The following is a 21,518-nucleotide window of genomic DNA, read 5'->3' as shown; positions in this document are numbered from 1 at the left end:
CAGCAGCGAAGCCCCGCGGCCGGAACCGAAGCGGTCACGCCGCGGTCGCCAGCTGCTCCTTCGGTACGAAGGCCAGGTGCCGCCGTCCGCGGCGCAGGTCGATCCGCAGTCGCAGGCCCCCGACGCGGCACAGCATCAGGCCGACACCGACGGCGGCCAGCGCGGAGACCGCGCCGCCGGCGGCGAAGCCGGTCCGTGCCCCGTAGGTGTCGGTGATCCAGCCCACGAGCGGAGCGCCCAGCGGCGTACCGCCGGTGAAGACCATCATGAACAGGCTCATCACCCGCCCCCGCATGGCGGGATCGGTCGCCATCTGAACGCTGGAGTTGGCCGTGACGTTGACGGTCAGGCCGGACATCCCGATCGGCACCAGCAGCGCCGCGAACAGCCAGAAGGACGGCGCGAAGGCGGTCACCGTCTCGAGCACGCCGAAGAGCACGGCCGCGCCGACGAGCAGCCGCAGCCGGGACGTGCCTCGCCGCGCGGCGAGCAGCGCACCGGCCAGGGAGCCGGCCGCCATCAGGGTGTTGAGCAGGCCGTACGTGCCGGCGTCGCCGTGGTAGACGTCGTCGACGAAGGCGGACAGCCAGATCGGGAAGTTGAAGCCGAAGGTGCCGATGAAGCCGACCAGGACGATGGGCCAGATCAGTTCGGGACGGCCGGCGACATAGCGCAGCCCTTCCCGCAGCTGGCCCTTGCCGCGCGGCGCGCGCTCCACCTTGTGCAGCTCCGCGGTACGCATCAGCAGCAGGCCCATGAGGGGCGCGAGGAAGGAAAGTCCGTTGAGCAGGAAGGCGTATCCGCTTCCGACGGCCGTGATGAGCACGCCGGCCACGGCGGGCCCGACCAGCCGGGCGGACTGGAAGTTGGCTGAGTTCAGGCTGACCGCGTTGGCGAGCTGGACCGGTCCGACCATCTCGGAGACGAAGGACTGGCGGGCCGGGTTGTCGACGACCGTGACCAGGCCGAGGACGAACGCGGTGAGATAGACATGCCAGACCTGGACCTGTCCGCTGAGCGTGAGGACCGCGAGCGCGAGGCCGGTCAGGCCCATCGCGGACTGGGTGGCCAGCAGCAGCCGCCGCTTGGGCAGGCGGTCGGCGAGGACTCCGCCGTAGAGTCCGAAGAGCAGCATCGGCAGGAACTGAAGCGCGATGGTGATGCCGACGGCGGATGCGGATCCGGTCAGGCTCAGTACCAGCCAGTCCTGAGCGATGCGCTGCATCCAGGTGCCGGTGTTGGAGACGACCTGGCCCGTGGCGAAGAGCCGGTAGTTACGGATCTTCAGCGAGCTGAACATGGTGGTAGGGGCGGGTGCGGGTGCGGAGTCTGCTCCGTGTCCCGTACGCAAAAATGTTCGCCTCCTTGCAGGTTTTCGGTGATTACAGGTGTGCGAGCTTCTCCAGCACGGGAGCGGCCGCGCGCAGCTTGGCCCATTCCTCGTCGTCGAGCTCGGCCGCGAGCCCGGCCAGCCAGGCGTTCCGCTTACGGCGGCTCTCTTCGAGCATCGCCTCGGCCGTCTCGGTCTGGGTGACCACCTTCTGACGGCGGTCGTCGGGGTGCGGCTCCAGCCTGACCAGCCCCTTGGCCTCGAGCAGCGCCACGATGCGGGTCATCGACGGCGGCTGGACATGCTCCTTGCGGGCCAGCTCACCGGGGGTGGCCGAGCCGCAGCGGGCGAGGGTGCCGAGCACCGACATCTCGGTCGGGCTCAGCGACTCGTCGACGCGCTGGTGCTTGAGCCGGCGCCCCAGCCGCATGACGGCGGAGCGCAGGGAGTTCACGGCGGCAGCGTCGTCGCCATGGGAGAGGTCACGCATGTTCTTTAGCATAACTCATTACCCATTCTAAATACCACCACTCAAGCCGCTGTACGGCACGTGTCACCCGTACGAGTGAGACGGCTCCGGAAAGTGACGCGGAGGCCGCGCCCCTCCCCCGACTCTGTCCGCATGGGGACAGACGTGCTCAGCCTGCGGATAGACGGTGACCTGCTGGACCGCCTCCGGCAGCATGCCGCGAAACGCGGAATGAGCGTCCAGGACTATGTGGTCCGGACGCTCATTCGCGACGACTTCGACGAACGCTTCAAGACGGCGGTCGACGAGACGGAGAAGTTCTACGGGCTGACGGACCCTAGGTGAGGCCGAGCCCCGGCATGGCGTAGTAGAAGACGAACACCGCCGACACCGCGTACATCGCCGCCGGCACCTCGCGCCCGCGTCCCGCCACCAGCCTCAGCACGCAGAAGCTGATGAAGCCGATGCCGATGCCGTTGGTGATCGAGTACGTGAACGGCATCATCACCATCGCCAGGAAGGCCGGCACGGCGATCGTGAAGTCGCCCCAGTCGATGTCCCGGACGGAACCGGCCAGGATCAGGAAGCCCACCGCGAGCAGGGCGGGGGTCGCCGCCTGGGACGGGACCATCGTGGCCAGCGGCGTGAGGAACAGCGCCACCGCGAAGAGACCGCCCGTCACGACGCTCGCGAGACCGGTGCGGGCGCCTTCGCCCACGCCCGCCGTCGACTCCACGAAGCAGGTGTTGGCGGAGGAGGAGGTCGCACCGCCCGCCGCGACCGCGATGCCGTCCACGAACAGGACCTTGTTGATGCCCGGGAAGTTGCCGTCCTTGTCCATCAGCTTGGCCTCGTCGCCGACGCCGAGGATCGTGCCCATCGCGTCGAAGAAGCACGACAGCAGGACGGTGAAGACGAACAGCGCGCCGGTCAGGTAACCGACCTTCGCGAAGCCGCCGAACACGCTGACCTCGCCGACCAGCCCGAAGTCGGGGGCGGCGACCGGATTGCCCGGCCACTCCGGCACGGTCAGACCCCAGGCCTCGCCCGGCAGACCGACGAGCAGCTGGATGAGGACGGCGACCAGCGTCATCACGACGATGGAGATCAGGATCGCGCCCGGCATCTTGCGGATGATCAGCGCCAGCGTGAGCAGCGTACCGAGGACGAAGACCAGCACCGGCCAGCCGCCCAGGTGCCCGGACGCACCGAGCTGAAGCGGCACGGTGGTGTGGGCGGCGTCCGGGATACGGGAGACGAAGCCGGAGTCCACCAGGCCGATCAGCATGATGAACAGGCCGATACCGATGGCGATGCCCTTGCGCAGTCCGAGCGGCACCGCGTGCATGACGCGCTCCCGCAGACCGGTGGCGACGAGCAGCATCACCAGGAAGCCGGCGATGACCACCATGCCCATGGCGTCCGGCCAGCTCATCCGGGGCGCGAGCTGGAGCGCGACGACGGTGTTCACGCCGAGGCCGGCAGCCAGGGCGATCGGCACATTGCCGATGACGCCCATGAGCAGAGTGGAGAAGGCCGCGGTGAGGACGGTGGCGGTGACCAGCTGGCCGCCGTCGAGCTGATGCCCGTACATGTCCTTCGCGCTGCCGAGGATGATCGGGTTCAGCACGATGATGTAGGCCATCGCGAAGAAGGTCGCGAGGCCGCCGCGGACTTCACGGGCGACCGTGGAGCCGCGTTCGGAGATCTTGAAGAAGCGGTCGAGGCCGCCGGGACCACCGGACTGCTCCTGCTTCCGGACACCCGCAGGAGCGGTGGCCGTGGGGGACATGCGAAACCTCATCGGTATTTCCTGGATGTTCATACGAACAAAACCGGTCGGACGCAAACCGTTTCAGTATGAACATATAAACTCGGTGATCGCTATCTCCGCGCGTAGACCTCGGCCGCACGGGTCCCGGAAACCCGGCCCGCCCACCGACCTACACTGTGCGCATGGCTGGCTCATCGACGGGATTCCCCAAGCACGAGGCGCCGGAGCCCCTGGAAGGGCCCGTCGTCGGCACCATCACCGGCGGCACGATCCTGTGGTTCGTCCTCTTCCTGGTTCAGCTCCCGTTCTACGGCTGGTTCGAGGAACGCGATCTGCTGTGGTGGGTGTGGACCTGCGCGGCCGGCGGCGGTCTTGGCCTGATCGGCATCTGGTACGTCCGCAAGCGCGAAGCGGCGATCCGGCGGGCGAAGTCGGACGCGGCCGGCGAGACCCCGTAGCCGCGTCCCCGGCTACGGCCAGAGGACCATTCGCCTCCTCCCGCGATCCTGTGTCCGGCCCACTCGGGGGGTGAAGCACGGCCTCCCGCCGTACCGTCGGAGTCATGACGCAGCGGGCGAAGATCGACACGGACGGACCGGAGCCGCCCGGCGGCCCGGCCATCGACGCCGGATCCGAGCTCGACCCGGTGCATCCCGTACGGCTGCCGGTGCTGCACAGGCCGGCCGGGCTCACCGCCGCGGAGGTCGCCGAACGCGTCGCGCGCGGCGAGGTCAACGACGTCCCCGTCCGCTCCTCCCGCTCCACCACGGACATCATCCGCGGCAACGTCTTCACGCGCTTCAACGCGATCATCGGCGTCCTGTGGGTGATCATGCTGATCGTCGCGCCGATCCAGGACAGCCTCTTCGGCTTCGTGATCATCGCCAACACCGGGATCGGCATCATCCAGGAGCTGCGCGCCAAGAGGACCCTGGACGGGCTCGCCGTCATCGGCGAGGCCAGACCCACCGTCCGCCGCGACGGCGTGGCCGCCGAGATCTCCACCTCCGAGATCGTCCTCGGCGACCTCGTCGAACTCGGAGCCGGGGACAAGGTCGTCGTCGACGGCGAAGTCGCCGAGGCCGACGGCCTCGAGATCGACGAATCCCTGCTTACCGGCGAGGCCGACCCGGTGCTGAAACAGCGCGGCGACCCGGTCATGTCCGGCAGTTTCGTCGTCGCCGGAGGAGGCGGGTTCACCGCCACCAAGGTCGGCCGCGAGGCGTACGCCGCCCAGCTGGCCGAGGAGGCCTCGCGCTTCACGCTCGTCCACTCCGAGCTGCGCAGCGGGATCAGCACCATCCTCAAGTACGTGACCTGGATGATGGTGCCGACCGCGATCGGCCTGATCATCAGCCAGCTCGTGGTGAAGAGCAACGACTTCAAGGAGTCCGTCGCGCGGACCGTCGGCGGCATCGTGCCGATGATTCCGGAGGGCCTGGTCCTCCTGACCTCGGTCGCCTTCGCAATCGGCGTCATCCGCCTGGGCCGCAAGCAGTGCCTCGTACAGGAGCTGCCGGCGATCGAGGGCCTGGCGCGGGTGGACGTCGTCTGCCTGGACAAGACCGGCACGCTCACCGAAGGCGGCATGGACGTCACCGAGCTGCGGGTCCTCAGACCCGTGGCCGACGGCCGGGACACCGACGAGGGCAGGGCCGCCGCCGCACAGCGCAACGGCCTCGACGAGCCGTACGTACGCAAGGTGCTGGGCGCCCTCGGCGAGTCCGACCCGCGGCCCAACGCGAGCCTCCAGGCGATCATCGACGCCTACCCCGACAGCGAGACCTGGCGGTGCACCGAGTCGCTGCCCTTCTCCTCCGCCCGCAAGTACAGCGGTGCCAGCTTCAGCGAGGGCAACGGCGAGAACTCCACCTGGCTGCTCGGCGCCCCCGACGTACTCCTCCCGGCGGACGACCCGGCTCTCGCCGAGATCGACCACTTCAACGAGCGGGGCCTTCGGGTGCTGCTCCTCGCCCGCGCCGTCCGCGAACTGGACGATCCGGCAGTGGTGACCGGCGCGCGGGCCACCGCGCTGGTCATCCTGGAACAGCGGCTCCGCCCCGACGCGGCCGACACCCTGCGCTACTTCGACGAGCAGAACGTCCACGCCAAGGTCATCTCCGGCGACAACGCGGTGTCGGTGAGCGCGGTGGCCGGAAAACTCGGCTTGGCCGGCGCCGCGAACACGGTGGACGCCCGCAGTCTTCCCACCGAACAGGCCGACATGGCCCGGGCCCTCGACGACAACGCCGTCTTCGGCCGGGTCACCCCACAGCAGAAACGCGACATGGTCGGCGCGCTCCAGTCACGTGGTCACACGGTCGCGATGACCGGCGACGGCGTCAACGACGTCCTCGCGCTCAAGGACGCCGACATCGGCGTCTCGATGGGCTCCGGCTCCGAGGCGACCAAGGCCGTCGCCCAGATCGTCCTGCTGAACAACAGCTTCGCGACGCTGCCTTCGGTCGTCGCGGAGGGCCGCCGGGTCATCGGCAACATCACCCGGGTCGCCACCCTCTTCCTGACAAAGACGGTCTACTCCGTCCTCCTGGCCATCCTGGTGGTCTGCTGGCAGGTCGAATACCCCTTCCTGCCACGCCACCTGACCCTGCTGTCCACGCTCACCATCGGCGTGCCGGCCTTCTTCCTCGCGCTTGCCCCCAACAAGGAGCGCGCCAGGCCGAACTTCGTGCGCAGGGTCATGCGGTACGCCATCCCCGCCGGCACGGTCGCGGCCGTGGCGACCTTCGGCACCTATCTGCTCGCCCGCTCCCACTACAGCGGCCCGGGCGCCCTCGACGCCGAGACCAGTGTCGCCACCCTCACGCTGTTCCTGGTGTCCATGTGGGTCCTGGCGATCATCGCCCGCCCGTACACGTGGTGGCGCGTCTGTCTGGTCGCGACGATGGGTGCGTGCTTCCTGATCGTGCTGATCGTGCCGTGGCTCCAGGACTTCTTCGCCCTGAAGCTGGTGGGCACGACCATGCCCTGGGCGGCGGTGGCCGCCGCGGCGGCCGCGGCGGCGGTCCTGGAGCTCGTCTGGCGCCTGGTGGACCGCCGCTTCCCCGCCTAGGCCCAAGACCTGGGTCTCCGAAGGGCCCGAGGACGTCAGTCGGCCAACGACGTCAGTCGAACCAGCGGTCCCGGGCCAGCTCTTCCGTACGCGACGGGTCCTCCAGCAGGGCCGCCACCTCGAAGCGGCGCGGCCACTGCCCCGCTGCCCAGGCCAGGCCCGCCGCCACACCCTCCAGCGTGGCAGCGTGCAGAACCCCGTCCGGAGTGCGGCGCCAGTCCAGTTCCACGCCGCCCGCGACAAGCTCCTCGTGCTCGAAGTACGAGTGCGGCGTGGCCGGACCGAGCAGGACGCGTACCGCGTCGGGGACCTGGTGCTCCTCGCCCTCCGTGGTCACCTCGGCCGGTACGGTCTCGCCCAGACGCCGGACCTGGAGCAGCTCGGCCAGATCCGCGGCCCGGGACGGCGACACCGGCAGCAGCGCCACGCCCGCGGTGAGCGGCAGCAGGTCCGGCGCGTCGGCGATCACCGCATCCGCCGCGTCGACCACCCGCACCTCGCCGTCCACGACGGCCCGCAGCTCGTCGGGCAGTGTTACCTGGTCCGGGTCCAGTTCGGCGAGCGCTCCGTAGAGGGCGTGCAGCTGGCGCGCGGCGACGTGCCGGGACGCGTCGGCGAGCCGGCCCAGCAGCTCGGCCGCACCGCCCGGCTCGTCGAGCAGGGCCGCGACCGACGTCCGCACACCCAGTGCGCGCAGCACCTGCTCGTCGCCGAAGCCGGTCGCGTCCGCCTCGTCGTAGAGTCCGGCCAGCAGCGGATCGCCGCCCGCTGCGCGCAGGCCGGCGGGCCGGCGGCCCTCGAGCACCGGATGGTCGCGCAGCCACCACGCCGTGTACGAGCGCACGGTCTCGGTCGTCCCGTCCGGGAGCAGGACCCGCACCGGCTGGGTCAGCGCATCACGCAGCGGCGGCTGCGCCAGCAGTGCCAGCGCCTGCGGCCAGGCCTCGTCGTCCACCAGGTCCAGATCCCGTACCGCGACGATCTCCGTCGCGACGGGCGGCACCGGAGTCTCCGGCAGTTGGTCGAGCACGTCCTCGCACCACACGTCGACGGCGTCGAGCAGCCCCGCGTCGTCCGGCTCGGCGAAGTCACCGTCGCGCGGCTCGACTTCGTCCGGGTCCAGCACCACATCGGTGGCGCGTACGAGGGCGAAGTTGCCCAGTACCCCGCAGGCGGTCAGCGGCTGCGCACCCCAGCGCTCGGCCAGCTCGGCGTCGCAGAGGGCCAGTTCACCTTCCCGCATGACCTGCGCGAACGGGCTGCCGGGCAGTACGAGTTCACCGGCCGGGGCGGTCTCGCCGTCCTCGTCCGGCAGCGCGAGTGCGCCGAGCCACGGCTCGTCGCCCGGCTCCAGACCGGCGTCCCGCACCAGCCGGAGCACGACCTCGGCCAGTTCCTCGGCGTCGAGGCCGTTCTCGTCCCACATCTCCCCGTCGTCGAGCGACGCGGCGACAGCCGCCCGCACCTGGGGAGTGGTCAGTACGGCGCGGGGCGTCGCGGGCAGCGCGCCCAGTTTCTCCAGCAGCGGGTGGGCGGCATCGGGATGGGCCACCTTCAGCCCGAGCCGGGCCAGCTGTTCACTGTCCGCCGCGTCCGGGAGCGGCAGCAGGACCTGCCGGGGGCCGTTCGCGGTGCGTCCACTGGCCAGTGGCACCGGCAGCCCGGCGAGCCGGTCCGGATCGACGCCGGCCAGGGTCTCGTACAGCCGGTGCCACCATTCCGGCGCGCGCTCCACGCCCGCCAGCCGGTCGATCGCATCGCCCAGCGGCAGCCTGCCCACGCCGAGCGTGCGCAGCTCCGTACGCCGCTCCAGCCCGGCCGGCAGCAGCGTCGGCAGCACCTCCGCCAGCACCTGCACCGTGTCGGCGCCGACGCCCTCCACCACCTCGGCCTCGAACGGCCGCAGCGCGGTCAGTTCCTCCGATGGAGCGGCGGGCGCGAGAAAGGCCACGCGTGCCAGCCGCTGCAGAATCGCGGCCCTCAGAGCGCCGTCGAGTTCGCCCTTGCCCAACGGTCCCGGCACCAGGTCGATGGTCCCGGTCGAGACCGGCTCCCAGTCGGCCAGCAGCTCCGCGTACGCGTCGGCCGCCCGCTCCACCAGGAAGTCGCTCAGCGGACCGGGAGCGGGGTGGCGGCGGGCCGTGTCCAGCGGCAGCGAGGCGATCAGCAGAGCCGGTACGCCCAGCGGCTCGTCGGTCGGTGTCGGTGCGTGTACGACGGGTGCGGTGCGGGGGTACTCGGGAGCCCCGTCCAGGTCCACGGGCACGGCCCAGGTGACGGCCCAGTTCGGGCGCAGCCGCTCTTCGAGGGGACGCCCGACGAGCAGCGCCGGCTCGACGGGCCCCCCGTGCGTGACCGTGCGCCAGCGGTTCGTCACCCCGGCGCTGTCCTCCACATGGACGTACGGGCCTTCCACCCGGCGCCGCAGCACGCGTACCCCGGCGCCCGGGGTCTCCACGACGACTTCCTCCAGTCCGGGAAGAGTCAGCAGCAGCGCGTCGTCGACGGCGCCGAGCAGCCGCTCCACCAGGTCCTCGGCGCTGCCGTCCCGCAGCGGCAGGATCACGACCGTGTCGTACCCGTCCGGTGCGGTGCCCTCCGCGGGCAACGGCAGCCGCAGCAGCGGGACATGGCCGTCCCGGCGGCGCAGCTCGTCTCCCAGGCCGGGACTCCCCAGCGCGGCCCGGGCCGCCAGCTCGCGCGCCTCGGCGAGCGACCAGCGGACGCCGCCGTGCCGCCCCACGACAGCGGGCTCGTCACTGACGGCCAGCACGGCGGCGAACCCGACGCCGAACCTTCCGACGCTCACATCCTGCGCATCGCGCTTGGCGGACGCCCGGAGGGTGCTCAGCGACTCGACGCCGGTCGCGTCCAGCGGCGCCCCGGTGTTGGCCGCGGCGAGCACAGCGGGCTCACCTGCGGCCCCGGGGTGCAGGGTCAGCCGAAGACGCCCGGGAACCTTCGCCCGGGCGGCGGCATCGGCGGCATTCTGCGCCAGCTCCACGACCAGCCGGTCGCGGTACCCGCCGAGCGCGAGGTCCTCCTCGGCGTTGGCGTCCTCCCGGAAGCGGGCGGGGCTGGCCCCCCACGCGTCGAGCACCCCGCGCCGGAGCCGCGCCGTCCCGAAGGGATCGGCCCCGTCGGTCGCCGTCGCCTTTACGCTCACGCCTGGTGCCTCCAATTGTCTGAGCCGCCTCCTGGCGGGGCTGGGCTGAAGGTACCGCGAGAAACCGCCAAGTCACGCCCTCGCCTCCACGCACCTACCCGATGCCCGCACCCCCACGCGGGGGCCGGCAGGGTCGGAGGGTGCGGGGGGGCGGACGGTGGGGGTTCGGGACAGGAAGCGTGATGTGTGGCGCGGGGCGCCGGGCACCCGGACGTACCGCCAGGAGGTGCCTGAGTCATTCGGTCCCGGACGCACCGCCTGGAGGCCCCGGCGCGTCCGGCCCACGCTTCCGGAGCAGCAGCTCGCGCGACCGCGCAGGACTCTCGGCGTCACACCCCGGCCCGCCGGGGTGAGAAGTCCAGGGTCGCTCGTTTGGATCTTGCCGGGCTCACAGGCCCTGGCACGCACGCTCGCCGCGTTGTCGTCGGTCGGCACGGCTCCGCCATGCCTCCCTCCTCCGCCTCGCGATCGCGCGCACCAGACCCCGCTCACTGATCCGGCCTGATCCAAACGAGAGACCCTAGGAGTGGCCCAGCTCGCCGTCTTCCGTTTCCGGCTCCTCCGGGACCGAGCCGCCGTCGCGGGCGGGGCGGAGCGCGAACTCGTCCACCCGCATCGAGTCCAGCACCGGCGGCGCCGGGCGCGGCGGCTTCGGCATGACCGCCGCCTCCGAGTGGCCACCGCATCCGTATGACAGCGACACGACATGCCCGTCCGCCGGACCGAACTCGTTCCCGCAGATTCCGAACGCCTGGCCGAGCGACCCGCCCAGCGGCACCAGGAAGCCGCACGACATGCATGACGCCGGGGCCGCCTGGGCCATCGGGGTCTTCGCGCCGAAGGACTCGTCCCAGCGGTCGGCCGCCGAGTGCAGCCCGTACCGCGACAGCACCCGCGCCCGTCGCATACCCAGCTCCTCGGCCACGGCGGCGATCGATCCGCGCGCCGGTGCGACCGGCAGGGACGACGGCGGGCCGGCGGTGACCTCGGCGTCCTCGGCCTCCACGAGCTCGGCCATCTCCCCCGAGACGGCGGAGTTCGGCAGGGGCTCGTCCTCGCCCGTGTAGCCGGGCTCGAGGCGCAGATCCTCCGCCTCCGTCGGCAGAAGATCGCCGGGTCCCATGTCGCCGGGGCGCAGCCGTTCGCTCCACGGCACCCATTCGGGGGCCAGCAGCGCGTCGGGCCCGGGCAGCAGCACCGTCTCGTCGAGGGTGACGATCTTCGCGCGGGAGGCCCGCGCGACGGTCACCGCCCAGCGCCACCCGCGGTAGCCCATGTCCTTGCACTCGAAGAAGTGGGTGACAACCCGGTCACCCTCCGCGACAACGGAGACATGTTCGCCCACCACCCCGGGAGCGGCGGCTTCCTCGGCCGCCGCGCGGGCGAGGTCGACCGCCTCGGCGCACAGGCGGTCAGGGGTACGGCTTCGCGTCGTCGCAGCACTCACAGGTCTCGCTTCTCTCCTACGCCGTCTCACGAGTGCGCCGTCCGTGCAGCCGGTCCATGTCCGTACGTGGAGCGGGCGGAGCGGACCAGAGGGCCGCGTCGACGTCCGCACCCGATCGGCCTCGGGCGCACCTACTGCAATCCATTCTGCGGGATCGCGGAGAGGCGCGCGGCCAAGAGCAACCGCCGGTGGCGCGCTACGCACGCTACCCTCTCCGCCGCCTGTGGCCCACCTGCACGTCCGATTCATGGGACAGAGACGGAAAAGACGGGACCGTGAAGGAGACGGAGGACGTCTCTCCCGCCTCCCCGCGCGCCGTCCCGGCACTCACCGCGCAGCTCGCTCCCGCCTCCTGGCGGCTCGCGCGCGGAAGGCGCGCGGCTGCCCCGCCGCGGAGCGGGGCGGCGCACCGACGTGCCCGGACACCACATCGCCACGGGTCAGTTGGGGCACTATGACGGGGTGGCAGCCGCCAGCTCGTCCGACGATGGAGCCGGCCCGGTCCGCAGAGCCGGCCGGTCGGTGGGCCGCGCCCTGCACCTTCCGTTCACCGGCACAGCGAGAGGCATCCGACGGGCCACCCACGCCCACGGCGCCGGCGAATCCGGCCTCGGCAAACTGATCGAACTGCACGCCGTGAACGGCGCGGGCGACATGATGATCACCGTCGCGCTCGCCTCCACGGTCTTCTTCTCCGTACCGACGGACGAGGCTCGCGGTCGCGTGGCGCTCTACCTCGCGATCACGATGGCTCCGTTCGCCCTCCTCGCCCCGGTCATCGGCCCGCTCTTCGACCGCATCCCGCACGGCCGACGCGCCGCCATGGCGGGCGCGATGCTGACGCGGGCGCTCCTGGCGCTCACCATGTCGGGCGCGGTCGCGACGGGAGGGCTGGAGCTGTATCCGGCCGCGCTGGGCGTGCTGGTCGCCTCCAAGTCGTACGGAGTCGTACGCAGCGCGGTCGTCCCGCGTCTCCTCCCGCCCAAGTTCTCATTGGTCAAGGCCAACTCCAGAGTGACCCTGGCCGGCCTGGTGGCGACCGGCATCGCAGCCCCGACGGGCGCGGGGCTCCAGGCCATCGGCCCGCAATGGCCGCTGTACGGTGCCTTCGCGCTCTTCGCCGCGGGCACCTTCCTGGCCTTCACCCTGCCCCCCAAGGTCGACTCAGCGAAGGGCGAGCGCAAGGCGTCGCTCATCACGCACCCCGAGCGCCATCCCCATGGCCGCAAGCCCGGCCTGCGGACGGTGGGCCCGTCCGTGGCGTGTGCGCTCCGGGCCAACGCCGCCTTCCGCTCCCTCTCCGGCTTCCTGATCTTCTTCCTGGCCTTCCTGCTGCGCGAGCACCCGCTCGCCGGCCAGTCCGCCGCCGTCTCGCTGGGCATCGTCGCTGTCTCGGCCGGCGTCGGGAACGCGTGCGGCACGGCCGTCGGCGCCTGGCTCAAGGCTCGCGCCCCCGAAGTGATCATCACCTCGGTGCTGACCCTGACCCTGAGCGCGGCCATCACCGCCGCCGTGCTGTTCAGCCCGGTCCTCGTCGCGGTGCTCGGCGCGTCCGCCGGCTTCTCCCAGGCACTGGCGAAACTGTCGCTCGACGCGCTCATCCAGCGGGACGTACCGGAGGAGGTGCGGACCTCCACCTTCGCCCGCTCCGAGACTCTCCTGCAGATGTCGTGGGTGGCGGGCGGAGCCATCGGCATGGCGCTGCCGCTCAACGGGGTCATCGGCATGTCGGTCGCCGCCGGGCTCATCGCCCTGGGCGCGGCGACCGCCGCACGTGGCCTGCTGATGTCCGCCCGGCGCGGCACGCCGCACCCCCGCGTGGCATGAGCTGGACCGAGCGATAGCCTTCGGGACATGACCGCTCCGCTTTTCTCGGGTAAGGGCCGCCGCACTGCTGCCGCCCTCGGCGCCGTGTCCGCCGGACTCCTCGTCCTTTCCGCCTGCGACAAGCCGACGCCGCTGGCGACCGTGACGGTCGGCACGACGACGGTGACCTCCGAGGCCGCCTGCCACAGCGGCGACGGCAAGGGGCTCTCCAACGAGAAGCTCCAGGAGTGCATCGAGGGCCTGAAGACTTCGAAGACCGTCAAGTACTCCCCGGGCACCACGCTGCGTATCGGCGTCGAGCCCGAGGTCGTCGAGGACGGCAGGAAGTGGATCGCCGCGCTGGACGGCCAGCCGATCACCGACCAGTCGAACAAGACCTACCGCAGCTTCCCGGGTGTCGACTTCTTCGGCACCGGCGGCCAGGGCGCGCCCGCGAAGAGCCGGAAGATCAGCATCATCCAGTTCTCCGACAAGGGTGCGAGCAAGGGCAAGGCCGAAGCCGTCTGGAACTTCAAGCTCGAGCGCGACGACAGCTGACGCAATGCCGCGGGTGCTGGTGGTGACCGCGGTAGCGGCGGAGGCCGAAGCGGTCACCGCCGGCCTCGGCCACCCCACCCCGGGCGGCGCCGCTTCCTTCGACGTACTGGCCGCCGGCGTGGGGCCGGCCGCCGCTGCCGCCGGGACCGCGACCGCGCTCGCCAGGGCCACCGGCCCGTACGACCTGGTCGTCTCGGCCGGCATCGGCGGCGGCTTCCTGCCCGCCGCGCCCCCCGGCTCGCTCGTCGTGGCTGATGCGATCGTCGCCGCCGACCTGGGCGCCGAGACGCCCGACGGCTACCTCACCGTCGAGGAACTGGGCTTCGGGCGCTCCGTCCACCTCCCGCCGCCGGACCTCACCGCCCACGTGGCGCAGGCTCTGGGCGCCCTGATCGCTCCCGTCCTGACCGTTTCGACGGTCACCGGCACCGCTGCCCGCGCCGCCGAACTGGCCGGCCGCCACGCGCGCGCCGGGGCCGAGGCGATGGAGGGCTTCGGCGTCGCCGAGGCAGCCGCGGTGCAGCGCGTCCCCGTCCTCGAAATCCGCGCGATCTCGAACGCCGTCGGCCCGCGCGACCGCGCCGCCTGGCGGATCGGCGACGCGCTCGCCGCCCTCACCGAGGGGTTCGGGAAGCTCGCGCCCGTACTGAATGGTTGGGGAGACCATGACCGAGACTGACCGGCAGCACCCACAGCAGCCGCTGAAGATCGCCTACTCCCCGTGCCCGAACGACACCTTCGTCTTCGATGCGTGGGCCCACGGCCGGGTGCCGGGCGCGCCCTCCCTCGACGTCACCTTCGCCGACATCGACATCACCAACGGCATGGCCGCGCGCGGCGAGTTCGACGTCCTCAAAGTTTCGTACGCGGTACTGCCCTATGTGCTGGACGAGTACGCCCTGCTCCCCTGCGGGGGCGCACTGGGCCGCGGCTGCGGGCCCCTCGTACTCACCCGCGAGCCGGGCCTGGACCTCACCGGCAGAACGGTCGCGGTGCCGAGCGAGCGCTCCACGGCGTATCTGCTGTTCCGCCTGTGGGCGGCCGACACCCTCCCGGCCGGCGTCGGCAAGGTCGTGGTCATGCCGTTCCACGAGATCATGCCGGCGGTACGGGACGGCAGGGTCGACGCCGGGCTGGTCATCCACGAGGCGCGGTTCACGTATCAGGAGTACGGACTGCACTCCCTCGCGGACATGGGAGGGCACTGGGAGTCCACCACCCGCCTGCCCATCCCGCTCGGCGCGATCATCGCGAAGCGCTCCCTGGGCGACGGGATGCTGCGCGAACTGGCCGACGCCGTGCGCACGTCGGTCCGGATGGCCTGGGACGACCCCGAGGCGTCGCGTCCGTACGTGCGCGAACACGCCCAGGAGATGGACCCGTCGGTGGCCGACCAGCACATCGGCCTGTACGTCAACGAGTTCACGGCCAACCTGGGCGACGCCGGCTACGCGGCGATCCGCGGACTGCTCACACGCGCGGCGGCCGAGGGACTCGTTCCGCCGCTGTCCCCGGACGCTCTGCACTTCGCCTGAGGTCTGCGGCCTCCTGCACGCGGCAGAAAGTGGGCTGGGGCGAAAGGTGTTCACCTTTCGCCCCAGCCCACTTCTCTCGCGCGTCAGACGTCCAGCTGGTCGGCCACCGCCCGCAGCAGGCCGGCGATCTTGGCGCCGTGGACCTTGTCGGGATAGCGGCCGCGCTCCAGGCTCGGGGTGATGTTCTCGAGGAGCGTCGTCAGGTCCTGGACGATGGAGGCCAGTTCGTCCGGCTTGCGGCGCTGCGCGGCCGCCACCGAGGGGGCCGGGTCGAGGACCGTGACCGAGAGGGCCTGGTCGCCGCGCTGGCCTGCCACGACACCGAATTCGACACGCTGGCCGGGCTTGAGCGACTCGACCCCGGCAGGGAGCACCGACGAGTGCACGAAGACGTCGCCGCCGTCGTCGCGGGAGAGAAAGCCGAAGCCCTTCTCACTGTTGAACCACTTGACCTTGCCGGTAGGCACGTCTGTCCTCGTCCTTGTGCTCGTTGGGGCTCTGAATAGCACTACAGCGGGTCGCGTGACCCGCCACCACCAAGGCTAATGGTCCAGGGGCTGGTGACAAGACGTCGTTGGGTGGTTCCTGTGCGCTGGGAACTACCCTGGTCGGGTGACTAGCGAAACCCGAACGGACAAGGCCGGCGCCGGCGACCGACTCGTACAGGTCGGCGTGATCGTCTTCTTCATCGGCGCGGTGGCCACTCTGGTCACCGTCGCCCCGCTGTTCCTGGGGACCGATCCGTTCCCCACGGTCGCGTACTTGGTGTGCATGCTGATGGGTGTCGGCTTCCTGATCGCCGGAGCCGGAGTGCTCCGCTCGATCGCCGCGCAGCGCCGTCAGGCCCGCGACGCCGCCGCGTAGTCCATCAACCACTCCGGAAACACCGTCAGGTCGGTCAGGACCACATCCGCGCCCTCGGCGCGCAGCTCCGCCTCGTCGCACGGGCCCGTCGGGACCGCGACCGAGAGCGCCCCGGCCGTACGGGCGCCGCGCACGTCGCCCGTGTGGTCGCCCACGTACACCGCGGCGCCGTGTTCACGCAGCGCCTCCGCCTTGGCCTCCGCCCACAGCCAGCCGATCACCGCGTCCGGCTCGATGCCGAGGTGCGCGAGGTGGAGCTTGGCGTTCGGCTCGTGCTTGGCGGTGACGACGATCGCCCGGCCGCCCAGGGCCTGGACCGCGTCCACGGCCTCGCGGGCACCGGGCATCGCGGGCGTCGGGGCGATGGCGTGTGTGGGATACATCTCGCGGTAGCGGTCGCCCATCTCCTGGATCCGCTCGTCCTCGAACCAGTGCGCCAGCTCCTGCTCCAGGGGCGGACCGAGCCGTGTGATGGCCAGGTCGGCATCGATGAACGTACCGGTCTCGGCGGAAAGGGCCTGGTAGGCGGCCTTGATGCCGGGACGCGAGTCGATGAGCGTCATGTCGAGGTCGAAGCCGACGGTCAGGTTCATGGTGGCCATTGTGCCGAGTCGGAGCGCGGGGAAAGCAAACGTAGACTTAGCCAAGCCTTACCAGACTTTGAAATGGGTTTGATGTCAGCCGCCGTTCCGACTGTCCGCACGAGACGTGTTCTCGTACCCCGTCGTCAGCGGCGCATCGGCTGGACCGTGGTGGCCGTCGTGGCCCTGCTGCTCGCCGTACTGCTGAGTCTGGCCGTCGGCGCGCGGCCGATCGCGCCGGCCGAGGTGTTCGACGCCCTGTTGCACGGTGGCCGCAGCGACGCGGCCGAAGTCGTACGGAACCTGAGGGTGCCGCGCACCGTGATCGGGCTGATGGTCGGGGTAGCCCTCGGGCTCGCCGGGACCGTGCTCCAGGGGATCACGCGCAACCCGATCGCCGACCCCGGCATCCTCGGCATCAGCCAGGGCGCGTCGGTGGGAGTGGTGCTGGCCATCGCCTACGCCGGCATCCACACCCTGACCGGCTATGTGTGGTTCGCCTTCGCCGGGGCGGCGCTGGCGTCGGTGGCCGTGTACGCGATCGCGTCGAGCGGGCGCGGCGGTGCGACGCCGGTCAAGCTCGCGCTCGGCGGCGCGGCGATCAACGCGCTGCTGGTGTCCGTGACGATGGCGGTACTGACGACCAAGGCCGCGGCGCTGGACGAGTTCCGCTTCTGGCAGGTCGGCTCGGTCGCGGGGCGGGATGCCGAGGTGGTAGGGCAGATATGGCCCTTCCTGCTGGTCGGTGTGGTGCTGGTGGCGTCCGTCGCGCGGGGCCTGGACGCGCTGGCGCTGGGCGAGGACGTGGCGAAGGGGCTCGGTCAGAACGTCGCGACCGTACGGATCGTGGGCGGCGTGGGCGCCACGGTGCTGACCGGCGTGGGTGTCGCCGCCGCCGGTCCGATCGCCTTCATCGGGCTCGCGGTGCCGCACATCGCCCGCGCGATCGTGGGCAGCGACCACCGCTGGGTGCTGCCGATGGCGGCGCTCATCGGGCCTGTGATGCTGCTGGTCTCGGATGTGATCGGCCGCGTGGTCTTCCCGCCGAGCGAGGTGCCGGCCGGGGTGATGACGGCCCTGATCGGGGTGCCCTTCCTGGTGGCCCTGGTCCGCAGGAAGGCGGTGCCGGCATGACGGTCACCACCGCAGCGGCTCGGCGGCCGGGCGTGCGGCCCGCCGGCTACAGCCTTGTACGCGCCGGGCGGGCGACCTTCCTGGTGCACCGCCGGGCGGCGCTGGCCGCAGGGGCGCTCGCGGTGCTGCTGGCCGCTGTCTGTGTCACGTACCTCTCCGTCGGCGAATCGTTCGTCGCGCCGGGCGAGGCCGTCAGGGTGATCCTCGGGCAGCCGTCCCCGGACGAGCTGGTCGTCGGCACGCTGCGGCTGCCCCGCATGGTCGCCGGGCTGTTCGTCGGGGCCGCGTTCGGCGTCGCGGGGGCGCTCATCCAGACGGTGGCCCGCAACCCCCTGGCCAGCCCCGACATCATCGGCATCAGCCAGGGCGCGAGCGCGTTGACCGTCGGTGCGATGACGCTCGGCGTCACGTCGTACACCGTGCTGCCGTATCTGTCCGTCGCGGGTGGTCTGGCCGCCGCCGCCCTCGTGTACGTCTTCGCCTGGCGCGGCGGCCTGCACGCCACCCGCTTCGTGCTGATCGGCATCGGCTTCGCCATCGCGCTGCGGTCGGTCACCCAGCTCTTCCTGACCAAGGGCGACTATCTCGTCGCCCAGCAGGCGCAGATCTGGATGACCGGTTCGCTCAACGGCCGCGGCTGGGACGTGGCCGGGCCGCTGGGCTGGGTGCTGCTGGCCCTGGTCCCCGGCGTGCTGTGGGCGGCGCGGGCCCAGCGGACGGTGTCCATGGACGACGACACGGCGACCGCGCTCGGCGTCCGGCTCGGGCGGGTACGCCTCGGGCTGGTGGTCCTGGGCGTGGTGCTGGCATCGGTGGCCACGGGGGCGGCGGGTCCGGTGGACTTCGTGGCATTGCTGGCGCCGCAGATCGCACGCCGGGTGACGCGCACCGCGCAGATCCCGTTGCTCTGCTCCGCGCTGCTGGGCGCGGTGATCGTGGTACTCGCCGACCTGCTGGCGCGCAAGCTCTTCGCGCCCACCGAGCTGCCGGTGGGTGTACTGACGGCGGCGGTGGGCGCCCCGTATCTGATCTGGCTGATCGTGCGCAGCCGTACCGCAGGAGGCAAGGCATGAGGAGCCCTCTGGGGGCCAACCCCCCGGTTCCCCCGAGGCTGACGGCCCGTGAACTGACACTCGCCTACGAGGACCGCACGGTCGTCCACGAGCTCGATCTCGCTGTTCCGGACGGGCAGGTGACGGTCATTGTGGGCCCGAACGCGTGCGGCAAGTCCACCACACTGCGGGCGCTCGGCCGGCTGCTGAAGCCCCGGGGCGGGTCGGTGCTGCTGGACGGCACGGAGCTGGCCCGCATCCCCACGAAGAAGATCGCGCAGTCGATAGGGCTGCTGCCGCAGTCCCCGGTCGCCCCCGAGGCGATCACGGTCGCCGACCTGGTCGCGCGCGGCCGTCAGCCGCACCAGCACTGGTGGCAGCAGTGGTCGGAGGCCGACGAGCGCGCGGTCACGGACGCGATGGAGCGTACGGACGTCAGCGCGCTGGCCGAGCGGTCGGTGGACGAGCTGTCCGGCGGGCAGCGGCAGCGCGTGTGGATCGCGATGGCGCTCGCGCAGGAGACGGATCTGCTGCTGCTGGACGAGCCGACGACGTTCCTGGACATCTCGCACCAGGTTGAAGTGCTGGACCTGGTGCGCCAGCTGAACCACGACCGCGGCCGGACGGTCGTCGCGGTCCTCCACGACCTCAACCAGGCCGCGCGGTACGCGGACCACCTCGTGGCGATGAAGTCCGGCCGGATCGTCGCCGAGGGCCACCCGCGGGACGTCGTCACGGCGGATCTCGTACACGAGGTGTTCGGCATGCAGTCGGTCGTGATCCCGGACCCGGTGACGGGCTCGCCCCTGGTGATCCCGGCCGCGCCGTGGTCGCCGAAGGCGGAGGACGAGGCGCCGAGTGCGGCGCCCGGCCCGAGCCCGGACGGTGCGCCGAACCCGGCCGCGAGCCAGGACCGGGCCGATTCGGCCGCCGGTCCCGACGCCGGTCCCGACGGGGCGCGGCCCGGCGACGTCGCCGCCGACCGGCGCTGACCCTTCCCTGCTCACACCCTCCAGATGAGATCTTCCTGGCGCACGCCGACGCGCTCGGCAGGCAGGCCGAGGCGAAGCGGATCGTCGCCGACTACGACGCGCACGCGAAGAAGGTCACCGAGGCTATCGGCGGCAGGGACAAGGCGGCCGCCACCCAGGTGAACGTCGTGCGCTTCGTCGAGGGCACGGACATCCGTATCTACGGCAGGAAAAACTACATCGCGACGATTCTCGCCGACGTCGGAGTGGGCCGCCCGGCCATCACCGACAAGGCCGCCGACGGCTTCTCGTACGACGTGAGCCCCGAAAAGATCGACCTCGCCGAGGCGGACGTGATCTTCCACTCGACGTACGGGGACCCCAAGAAGGCCAAGGAGACCCAGACCACGGGCAGCGGCCTGTGGAAGAACATGGCCGCCGTCAAGAACGGCAAGGTCTTCGGCGTCGACGACCAGTTGTGGATTCAGGGCATCGGCTATACCGCCGCCAACAAGATCCTCGACGAACTGCGGGGCCACCTCACGAAGTGACCCCGCGTTGACGCACTACCGCCTCCGCGCCCGCCACACCAGGTAGAGCGCGGAGGCGATGGCGGCGGTACGGACCACGACCGGCCAGGCGCCGGAGAACGCCTCGCCCAGCGCGTCCTGCGCGAGCGGTTCGCCCCAGCGTCCCTCCGACCGCCCCCAGAGCCAGGCGATTCCGCCCGCCGCCACCAGCCCGGGCAGCCCGAGCGTCACCCACTTCGCCTCGGCGCGCGACATCGTGCGGGAGGCGTACACCAGGAGCCAGCCAGCGCCGACCGCCAGCCAGGAGCCCAGGACAGCGCCGCCGACCAGCAGCGCGGCCGCGAGCAGGAGCAAAGGGTTCGCGAGCGGGGCCCGTGCGGCAGGTGCGGCAGGTGCGGCAGGCACGGTACGACGGCGAAGTCGTCGCCGCCACCTTCGCAGCCCGGCGTCTCCCGGCCCGGCAGCCTCCGCATCGCCCGCGCCCGCGTCCCGGCCGGCCCCGGCGGCGGCTCCGGTCCCGGCTCCGGGGGTGCTCTCGCCGTTGCCCGGCCCCCGACGTCGGCGGCCGGGCCAACGGCTCGTTCCGTGGTCCACCGCGTCCGCCTCCGCCGGATCCTTCACCGTCTCCAGCGCGGTCGCCGCATCCGGTGGGCGCAGTATTTCCGGGATCTCGACGCCACCGACGAAACCGGGCACCGAGTCGCCCAGTCCGTACGGGCCGGGCTCGATCCGCCACCAGTCCGGCTCGCTGCCGTGCGGGCCGAGCTCGTCCTCGCCCGCCAGGTGCGGCGGCGAGGCAGCCGTACCGAACATCTGCGGCTCCGCGGACTCGGCCGGCTCCTCCGTACGGCGCGGCCGTGGCACCCGGCGGCGTACCCGCTGCGGTACGGCGGACGACTCCGGGTCCGGCCGCGTCGGCGGCATCGGCGCGGTGCCGCCCGGGTCTCCCGTGGCGGCCGCCGCCACGATGTCCTCCGGGCTGCCCAGCCGGCCCAGGATGCGGCGCACCGCGGCCGGAGAGTCGGCCGTCTGCCCCGCGCGCTGTCGGTCGATCTCGCCGCGCAGCGTCGACACCAGCCGCATCCGGTCGCCCGAAGGCAGCAGGCGCTGCTGAGCCAGGTCGCCGACCCGGCTCAGATAGTCGTAGACGAGCTGATCGCTCTCGATCCCCACGAAGTTCCCTCCGGTGCGGCCCAGTTGCGGACCACCTGCCTCCGACGTTAGCGCC

At 71.7% G+C, this 21,518-nt stretch carries 19 protein-coding genes and 1 pseudogene; 12 read left to right on the top strand and 8 right to left on the bottom strand.

What is annotated here, in order from left to right:
- Nucleotides 1-34: 34 nt before the first annotated feature.
- Together AB0M62_RS00885 and AB0M62_RS00880 are read right to left on the bottom strand one after the other, a co-directional pair.
- The gene (locus AB0M62_RS00885; RefSeq protein ID WP_366071906.1) at nucleotides 35-1,351 is read right to left on the bottom strand and encodes an MFS transporter; all 1,317 of its coding nucleotides are present in this window, start codon (nucleotides 1,349-1,351) and stop codon (nucleotides 35-37) included.
- A gap of 31 nt (nucleotides 1,352-1,382) precedes the next feature.
- Entirely contained in the window at nucleotides 1,383-1,820 is a 438-nt protein-coding gene (locus AB0M62_RS00880) for a MarR family transcriptional regulator (protein ID WP_366071905.1), read from the bottom strand.
- A 132-nt stretch (nucleotides 1,821-1,952) separates the two neighbouring features.
- Between AB0M62_RS00880 and AB0M62_RS00875 the strand changes: the two genes are divergently transcribed.
- Nucleotides 1,953-2,144: a ribbon-helix-helix protein, CopG family gene (locus AB0M62_RS00875; protein ID WP_366071904.1), complete on the top strand. Its 192-nt coding sequence runs from the start codon at nucleotides 1,953-1,955 to the stop codon at nucleotides 2,142-2,144.
- On the opposite strand, the gene AB0M62_RS00870 is transcribed toward AB0M62_RS00875, so the two are convergent.
- On the bottom strand, nucleotides 2,137-3,591 hold the full coding sequence (locus AB0M62_RS00870) for an NCS2 family permease (RefSeq protein WP_366071903.1): 1,455 nt from the start codon (nucleotides 3,589-3,591) through the stop codon (nucleotides 2,137-2,139). The genes AB0M62_RS00875 and AB0M62_RS00870 overlap by 8 nt on opposite strands.
- 164 nt (nucleotides 3,592-3,755) lie before the next feature.
- Between AB0M62_RS00870 and AB0M62_RS00865 the strand changes: the two genes are divergently transcribed.
- Entirely contained in the window at nucleotides 3,756-4,031 is a 276-nt protein-coding gene (locus AB0M62_RS00865) for a DUF2530 domain-containing protein (RefSeq protein ID WP_366071902.1), read from the top strand.
- Nucleotides 4,032-4,135: 104 nt separating this feature from the next.
- Nucleotides 4,136-6,646: an HAD-IC family P-type ATPase gene (locus tag AB0M62_RS00860; RefSeq protein WP_366071901.1), complete on the top strand. Its 2,511-nt coding sequence runs from the start codon at nucleotides 4,136-4,138 to the stop codon at nucleotides 6,644-6,646.
- A gap of 52 nt (nucleotides 6,647-6,698) precedes the next feature.
- Here the strand turns inward: AB0M62_RS00860 and AB0M62_RS00855 are convergent, their stop codons facing one another.
- Nucleotides 6,699-9,812: a molecular chaperone Hsp90 gene (locus AB0M62_RS00855; RefSeq protein ID WP_366071900.1), complete on the bottom strand. Its 3,114-nt coding sequence runs from the start codon at nucleotides 9,810-9,812 to the stop codon at nucleotides 6,699-6,701.
- Nucleotides 9,813-10,332: 520 nt separating this feature from the next.
- Nucleotides 10,333-11,259, bottom strand: coding sequence for a DUF3027 domain-containing protein (locus AB0M62_RS00850; RefSeq protein ID WP_366071899.1), 927 nt, complete (start codon nucleotides 11,257-11,259; stop codon nucleotides 10,333-10,335).
- A 462-nt stretch (nucleotides 11,260-11,721) separates the two neighbouring features.
- Between AB0M62_RS00850 and AB0M62_RS00845 the strand changes: the two genes are divergently transcribed.
- From AB0M62_RS00845 to AB0M62_RS00830, 4 genes are read left to right on the top strand one after another with little or no spacing between them, the layout of a single operon-like run.
- Complete coding sequence (locus AB0M62_RS00845) at nucleotides 11,722-13,086, top strand: MFS transporter (RefSeq protein ID WP_366071898.1); 1,365 nt, start codon at nucleotides 11,722-11,724, stop codon at nucleotides 13,084-13,086.
- Between the two features lie 27 nt (nucleotides 13,087-13,113).
- Nucleotides 13,114-13,623, top strand: a complete 510-nt coding sequence (locus AB0M62_RS00840) for a DUF2771 domain-containing protein (RefSeq protein ID WP_366071897.1) — start codon at nucleotides 13,114-13,116, stop codon at nucleotides 13,621-13,623.
- A 4-nt stretch (nucleotides 13,624-13,627) separates the two neighbouring features.
- Complete coding sequence (locus AB0M62_RS00835) at nucleotides 13,628-14,302, top strand: futalosine hydrolase (RefSeq protein WP_366071896.1); 675 nt, start codon at nucleotides 13,628-13,630, stop codon at nucleotides 14,300-14,302.
- Nucleotides 14,289-15,158 carry a 1,4-dihydroxy-6-naphthoate synthase gene (locus tag AB0M62_RS00830; protein WP_366071895.1) on the top strand — a complete coding sequence of 290 codons (870 nt, stop codon included), beginning with the start codon at nucleotides 14,289-14,291 and terminating at the stop codon, nucleotides 15,156-15,158. The genes AB0M62_RS00835 and AB0M62_RS00830 overlap by 14 nt, the downstream gene beginning before the upstream one ends.
- An 83-nt stretch (nucleotides 15,159-15,241) precedes the next feature.
- Here AB0M62_RS00830 and AB0M62_RS00825 read toward each other — a convergent pair whose 3' ends face one another.
- Complete coding sequence (locus tag AB0M62_RS00825; RefSeq protein WP_366071894.1) at nucleotides 15,242-15,625, bottom strand: cold-shock protein; 384 nt, start codon at nucleotides 15,623-15,625, stop codon at nucleotides 15,242-15,244.
- Nucleotides 15,626-15,770: 145 nt separating this feature from the next.
- Here AB0M62_RS00825 and AB0M62_RS00820 point away from each other — a divergent pair, with 145 nt between their 5' ends.
- Nucleotides 15,771-16,022, top strand: coding sequence for a hypothetical protein (locus AB0M62_RS00820; RefSeq protein ID WP_366071893.1), 252 nt, complete (start codon nucleotides 15,771-15,773; stop codon nucleotides 16,020-16,022).
- On the opposite strand, the gene AB0M62_RS00815 is transcribed toward AB0M62_RS00820, so the two are convergent.
- Nucleotides 15,998-16,615 carry an HAD hydrolase-like protein gene (locus AB0M62_RS00815; RefSeq protein WP_366071892.1) on the bottom strand — a complete coding sequence of 206 codons (618 nt, stop codon included), beginning with the start codon at nucleotides 16,613-16,615 and terminating at the stop codon, nucleotides 15,998-16,000. The genes AB0M62_RS00820 and AB0M62_RS00815 overlap by 25 nt on opposite strands.
- Before the next feature lie 81 nt (nucleotides 16,616-16,696).
- Here AB0M62_RS00815 and AB0M62_RS00810 point away from each other — a divergent pair, with 81 nt between their 5' ends.
- The 4 genes and pseudogenes from AB0M62_RS00810 to AB0M62_RS00795 all read left to right on the top strand — a co-directional run.
- Nucleotides 16,697-17,737 (top strand): iron ABC transporter permease, encoded by a 1,041-nt coding sequence (locus AB0M62_RS00810; protein ID WP_366071891.1) that lies wholly within the window; start codon nucleotides 16,697-16,699, stop codon nucleotides 17,735-17,737.
- Nucleotides 17,734-18,810 carry an iron chelate uptake ABC transporter family permease subunit gene (locus AB0M62_RS00805; RefSeq protein ID WP_366071890.1) on the top strand — a complete coding sequence of 359 codons (1,077 nt, stop codon included), beginning with the start codon at nucleotides 17,734-17,736 and terminating at the stop codon, nucleotides 18,808-18,810. Before AB0M62_RS00810 ends, AB0M62_RS00805 begins: the two co-directional genes overlap by 4 nt.
- Nucleotides 18,807-19,781 (top strand): ATP-binding cassette domain-containing protein, encoded by a 975-nt coding sequence (locus tag AB0M62_RS00800; RefSeq protein WP_366071889.1) that lies wholly within the window; start codon nucleotides 18,807-18,809, stop codon nucleotides 19,779-19,781. Before AB0M62_RS00805 ends, AB0M62_RS00800 begins: the two co-directional genes overlap by 4 nt.
- Nucleotides 19,782-19,822: 41 nt before the next feature.
- Nucleotides 19,823-20,311, top strand: a pseudogene (locus AB0M62_RS00795) (ABC transporter substrate-binding protein); the annotation flags it as partial.
- Nucleotides 20,312-20,326: 15 nt separating this feature from the next.
- On the opposite strand, the gene AB0M62_RS00790 reads toward AB0M62_RS00795, so the two are convergent.
- A complete protein-coding gene (locus tag AB0M62_RS00790) occupies nucleotides 20,327-21,463 on the bottom strand; it encodes a hypothetical protein (RefSeq protein ID WP_366071888.1) in 1,137 nt (378 codons plus the stop codon).
- Nucleotides 21,464-21,518 lie beyond the last annotated feature (55 nt).

Origin of the sequence: Streptomyces sp. NPDC051219 (genome assembly GCF_040682335.1) — a bacterium.
Lineage (GTDB): Bacteria > Actinomycetota > Actinomycetes > Streptomycetales > Streptomycetaceae > Streptomyces.
Note: the sequence above shows the minus strand (reverse complement) of the source record. Positions and strands in the feature narration are given on the sequence as shown.

Coding starts and splice junctions, on each gene's coding strand:
- AB0M62_RS00880 (WP_366071905.1), bottom strand. CDS start 1,820: ATGCGTGACCTCTCCCATGGCGACGACGCTGCCGCCGTGAACTCCCTG.
- AB0M62_RS00875 (WP_366071904.1), top strand. CDS start 1,953: ATGGGGACAGACGTGCTCAGCCTGCGGATAGACGGTGACCTGCTGGAC.
- AB0M62_RS00870 (WP_366071903.1), bottom strand. CDS start 3,591: ATGTCCCCCACGGCCACCGCTCCTGCGGGTGTCCGGAAGCAGGAGCAG.
- AB0M62_RS00865 (WP_366071902.1), top strand. CDS start 3,756: ATGGCTGGCTCATCGACGGGATTCCCCAAGCACGAGGCGCCGGAGCCC.
- AB0M62_RS00860 (WP_366071901.1), top strand. CDS start 4,136: ATGACGCAGCGGGCGAAGATCGACACGGACGGACCGGAGCCGCCCGGC.
- AB0M62_RS00840 (WP_366071897.1), top strand. CDS start 13,114: ATGACCGCTCCGCTTTTCTCGGGTAAGGGCCGCCGCACTGCTGCCGCC.
- AB0M62_RS00835 (WP_366071896.1), top strand. CDS start 13,628: ATGCCGCGGGTGCTGGTGGTGACCGCGGTAGCGGCGGAGGCCGAAGCG.
- AB0M62_RS00830 (WP_366071895.1), top strand. CDS start 14,289: ATGACCGAGACTGACCGGCAGCACCCACAGCAGCCGCTGAAGATCGCC.
- AB0M62_RS00815 (WP_366071892.1), bottom strand. CDS start 16,615: ATGAACCTGACCGTCGGCTTCGACCTCGACATGACGCTCATCGACTCG.
- AB0M62_RS00810 (WP_366071891.1), top strand. CDS start 16,697: ATGTCAGCCGCCGTTCCGACTGTCCGCACGAGACGTGTTCTCGTACCC.
- AB0M62_RS00805 (WP_366071890.1), top strand. CDS start 17,734: ATGACGGTCACCACCGCAGCGGCTCGGCGGCCGGGCGTGCGGCCCGCC.
- AB0M62_RS00800 (WP_366071889.1), top strand. CDS start 18,807: ATGAGGAGCCCTCTGGGGGCCAACCCCCCGGTTCCCCCGAGGCTGACG.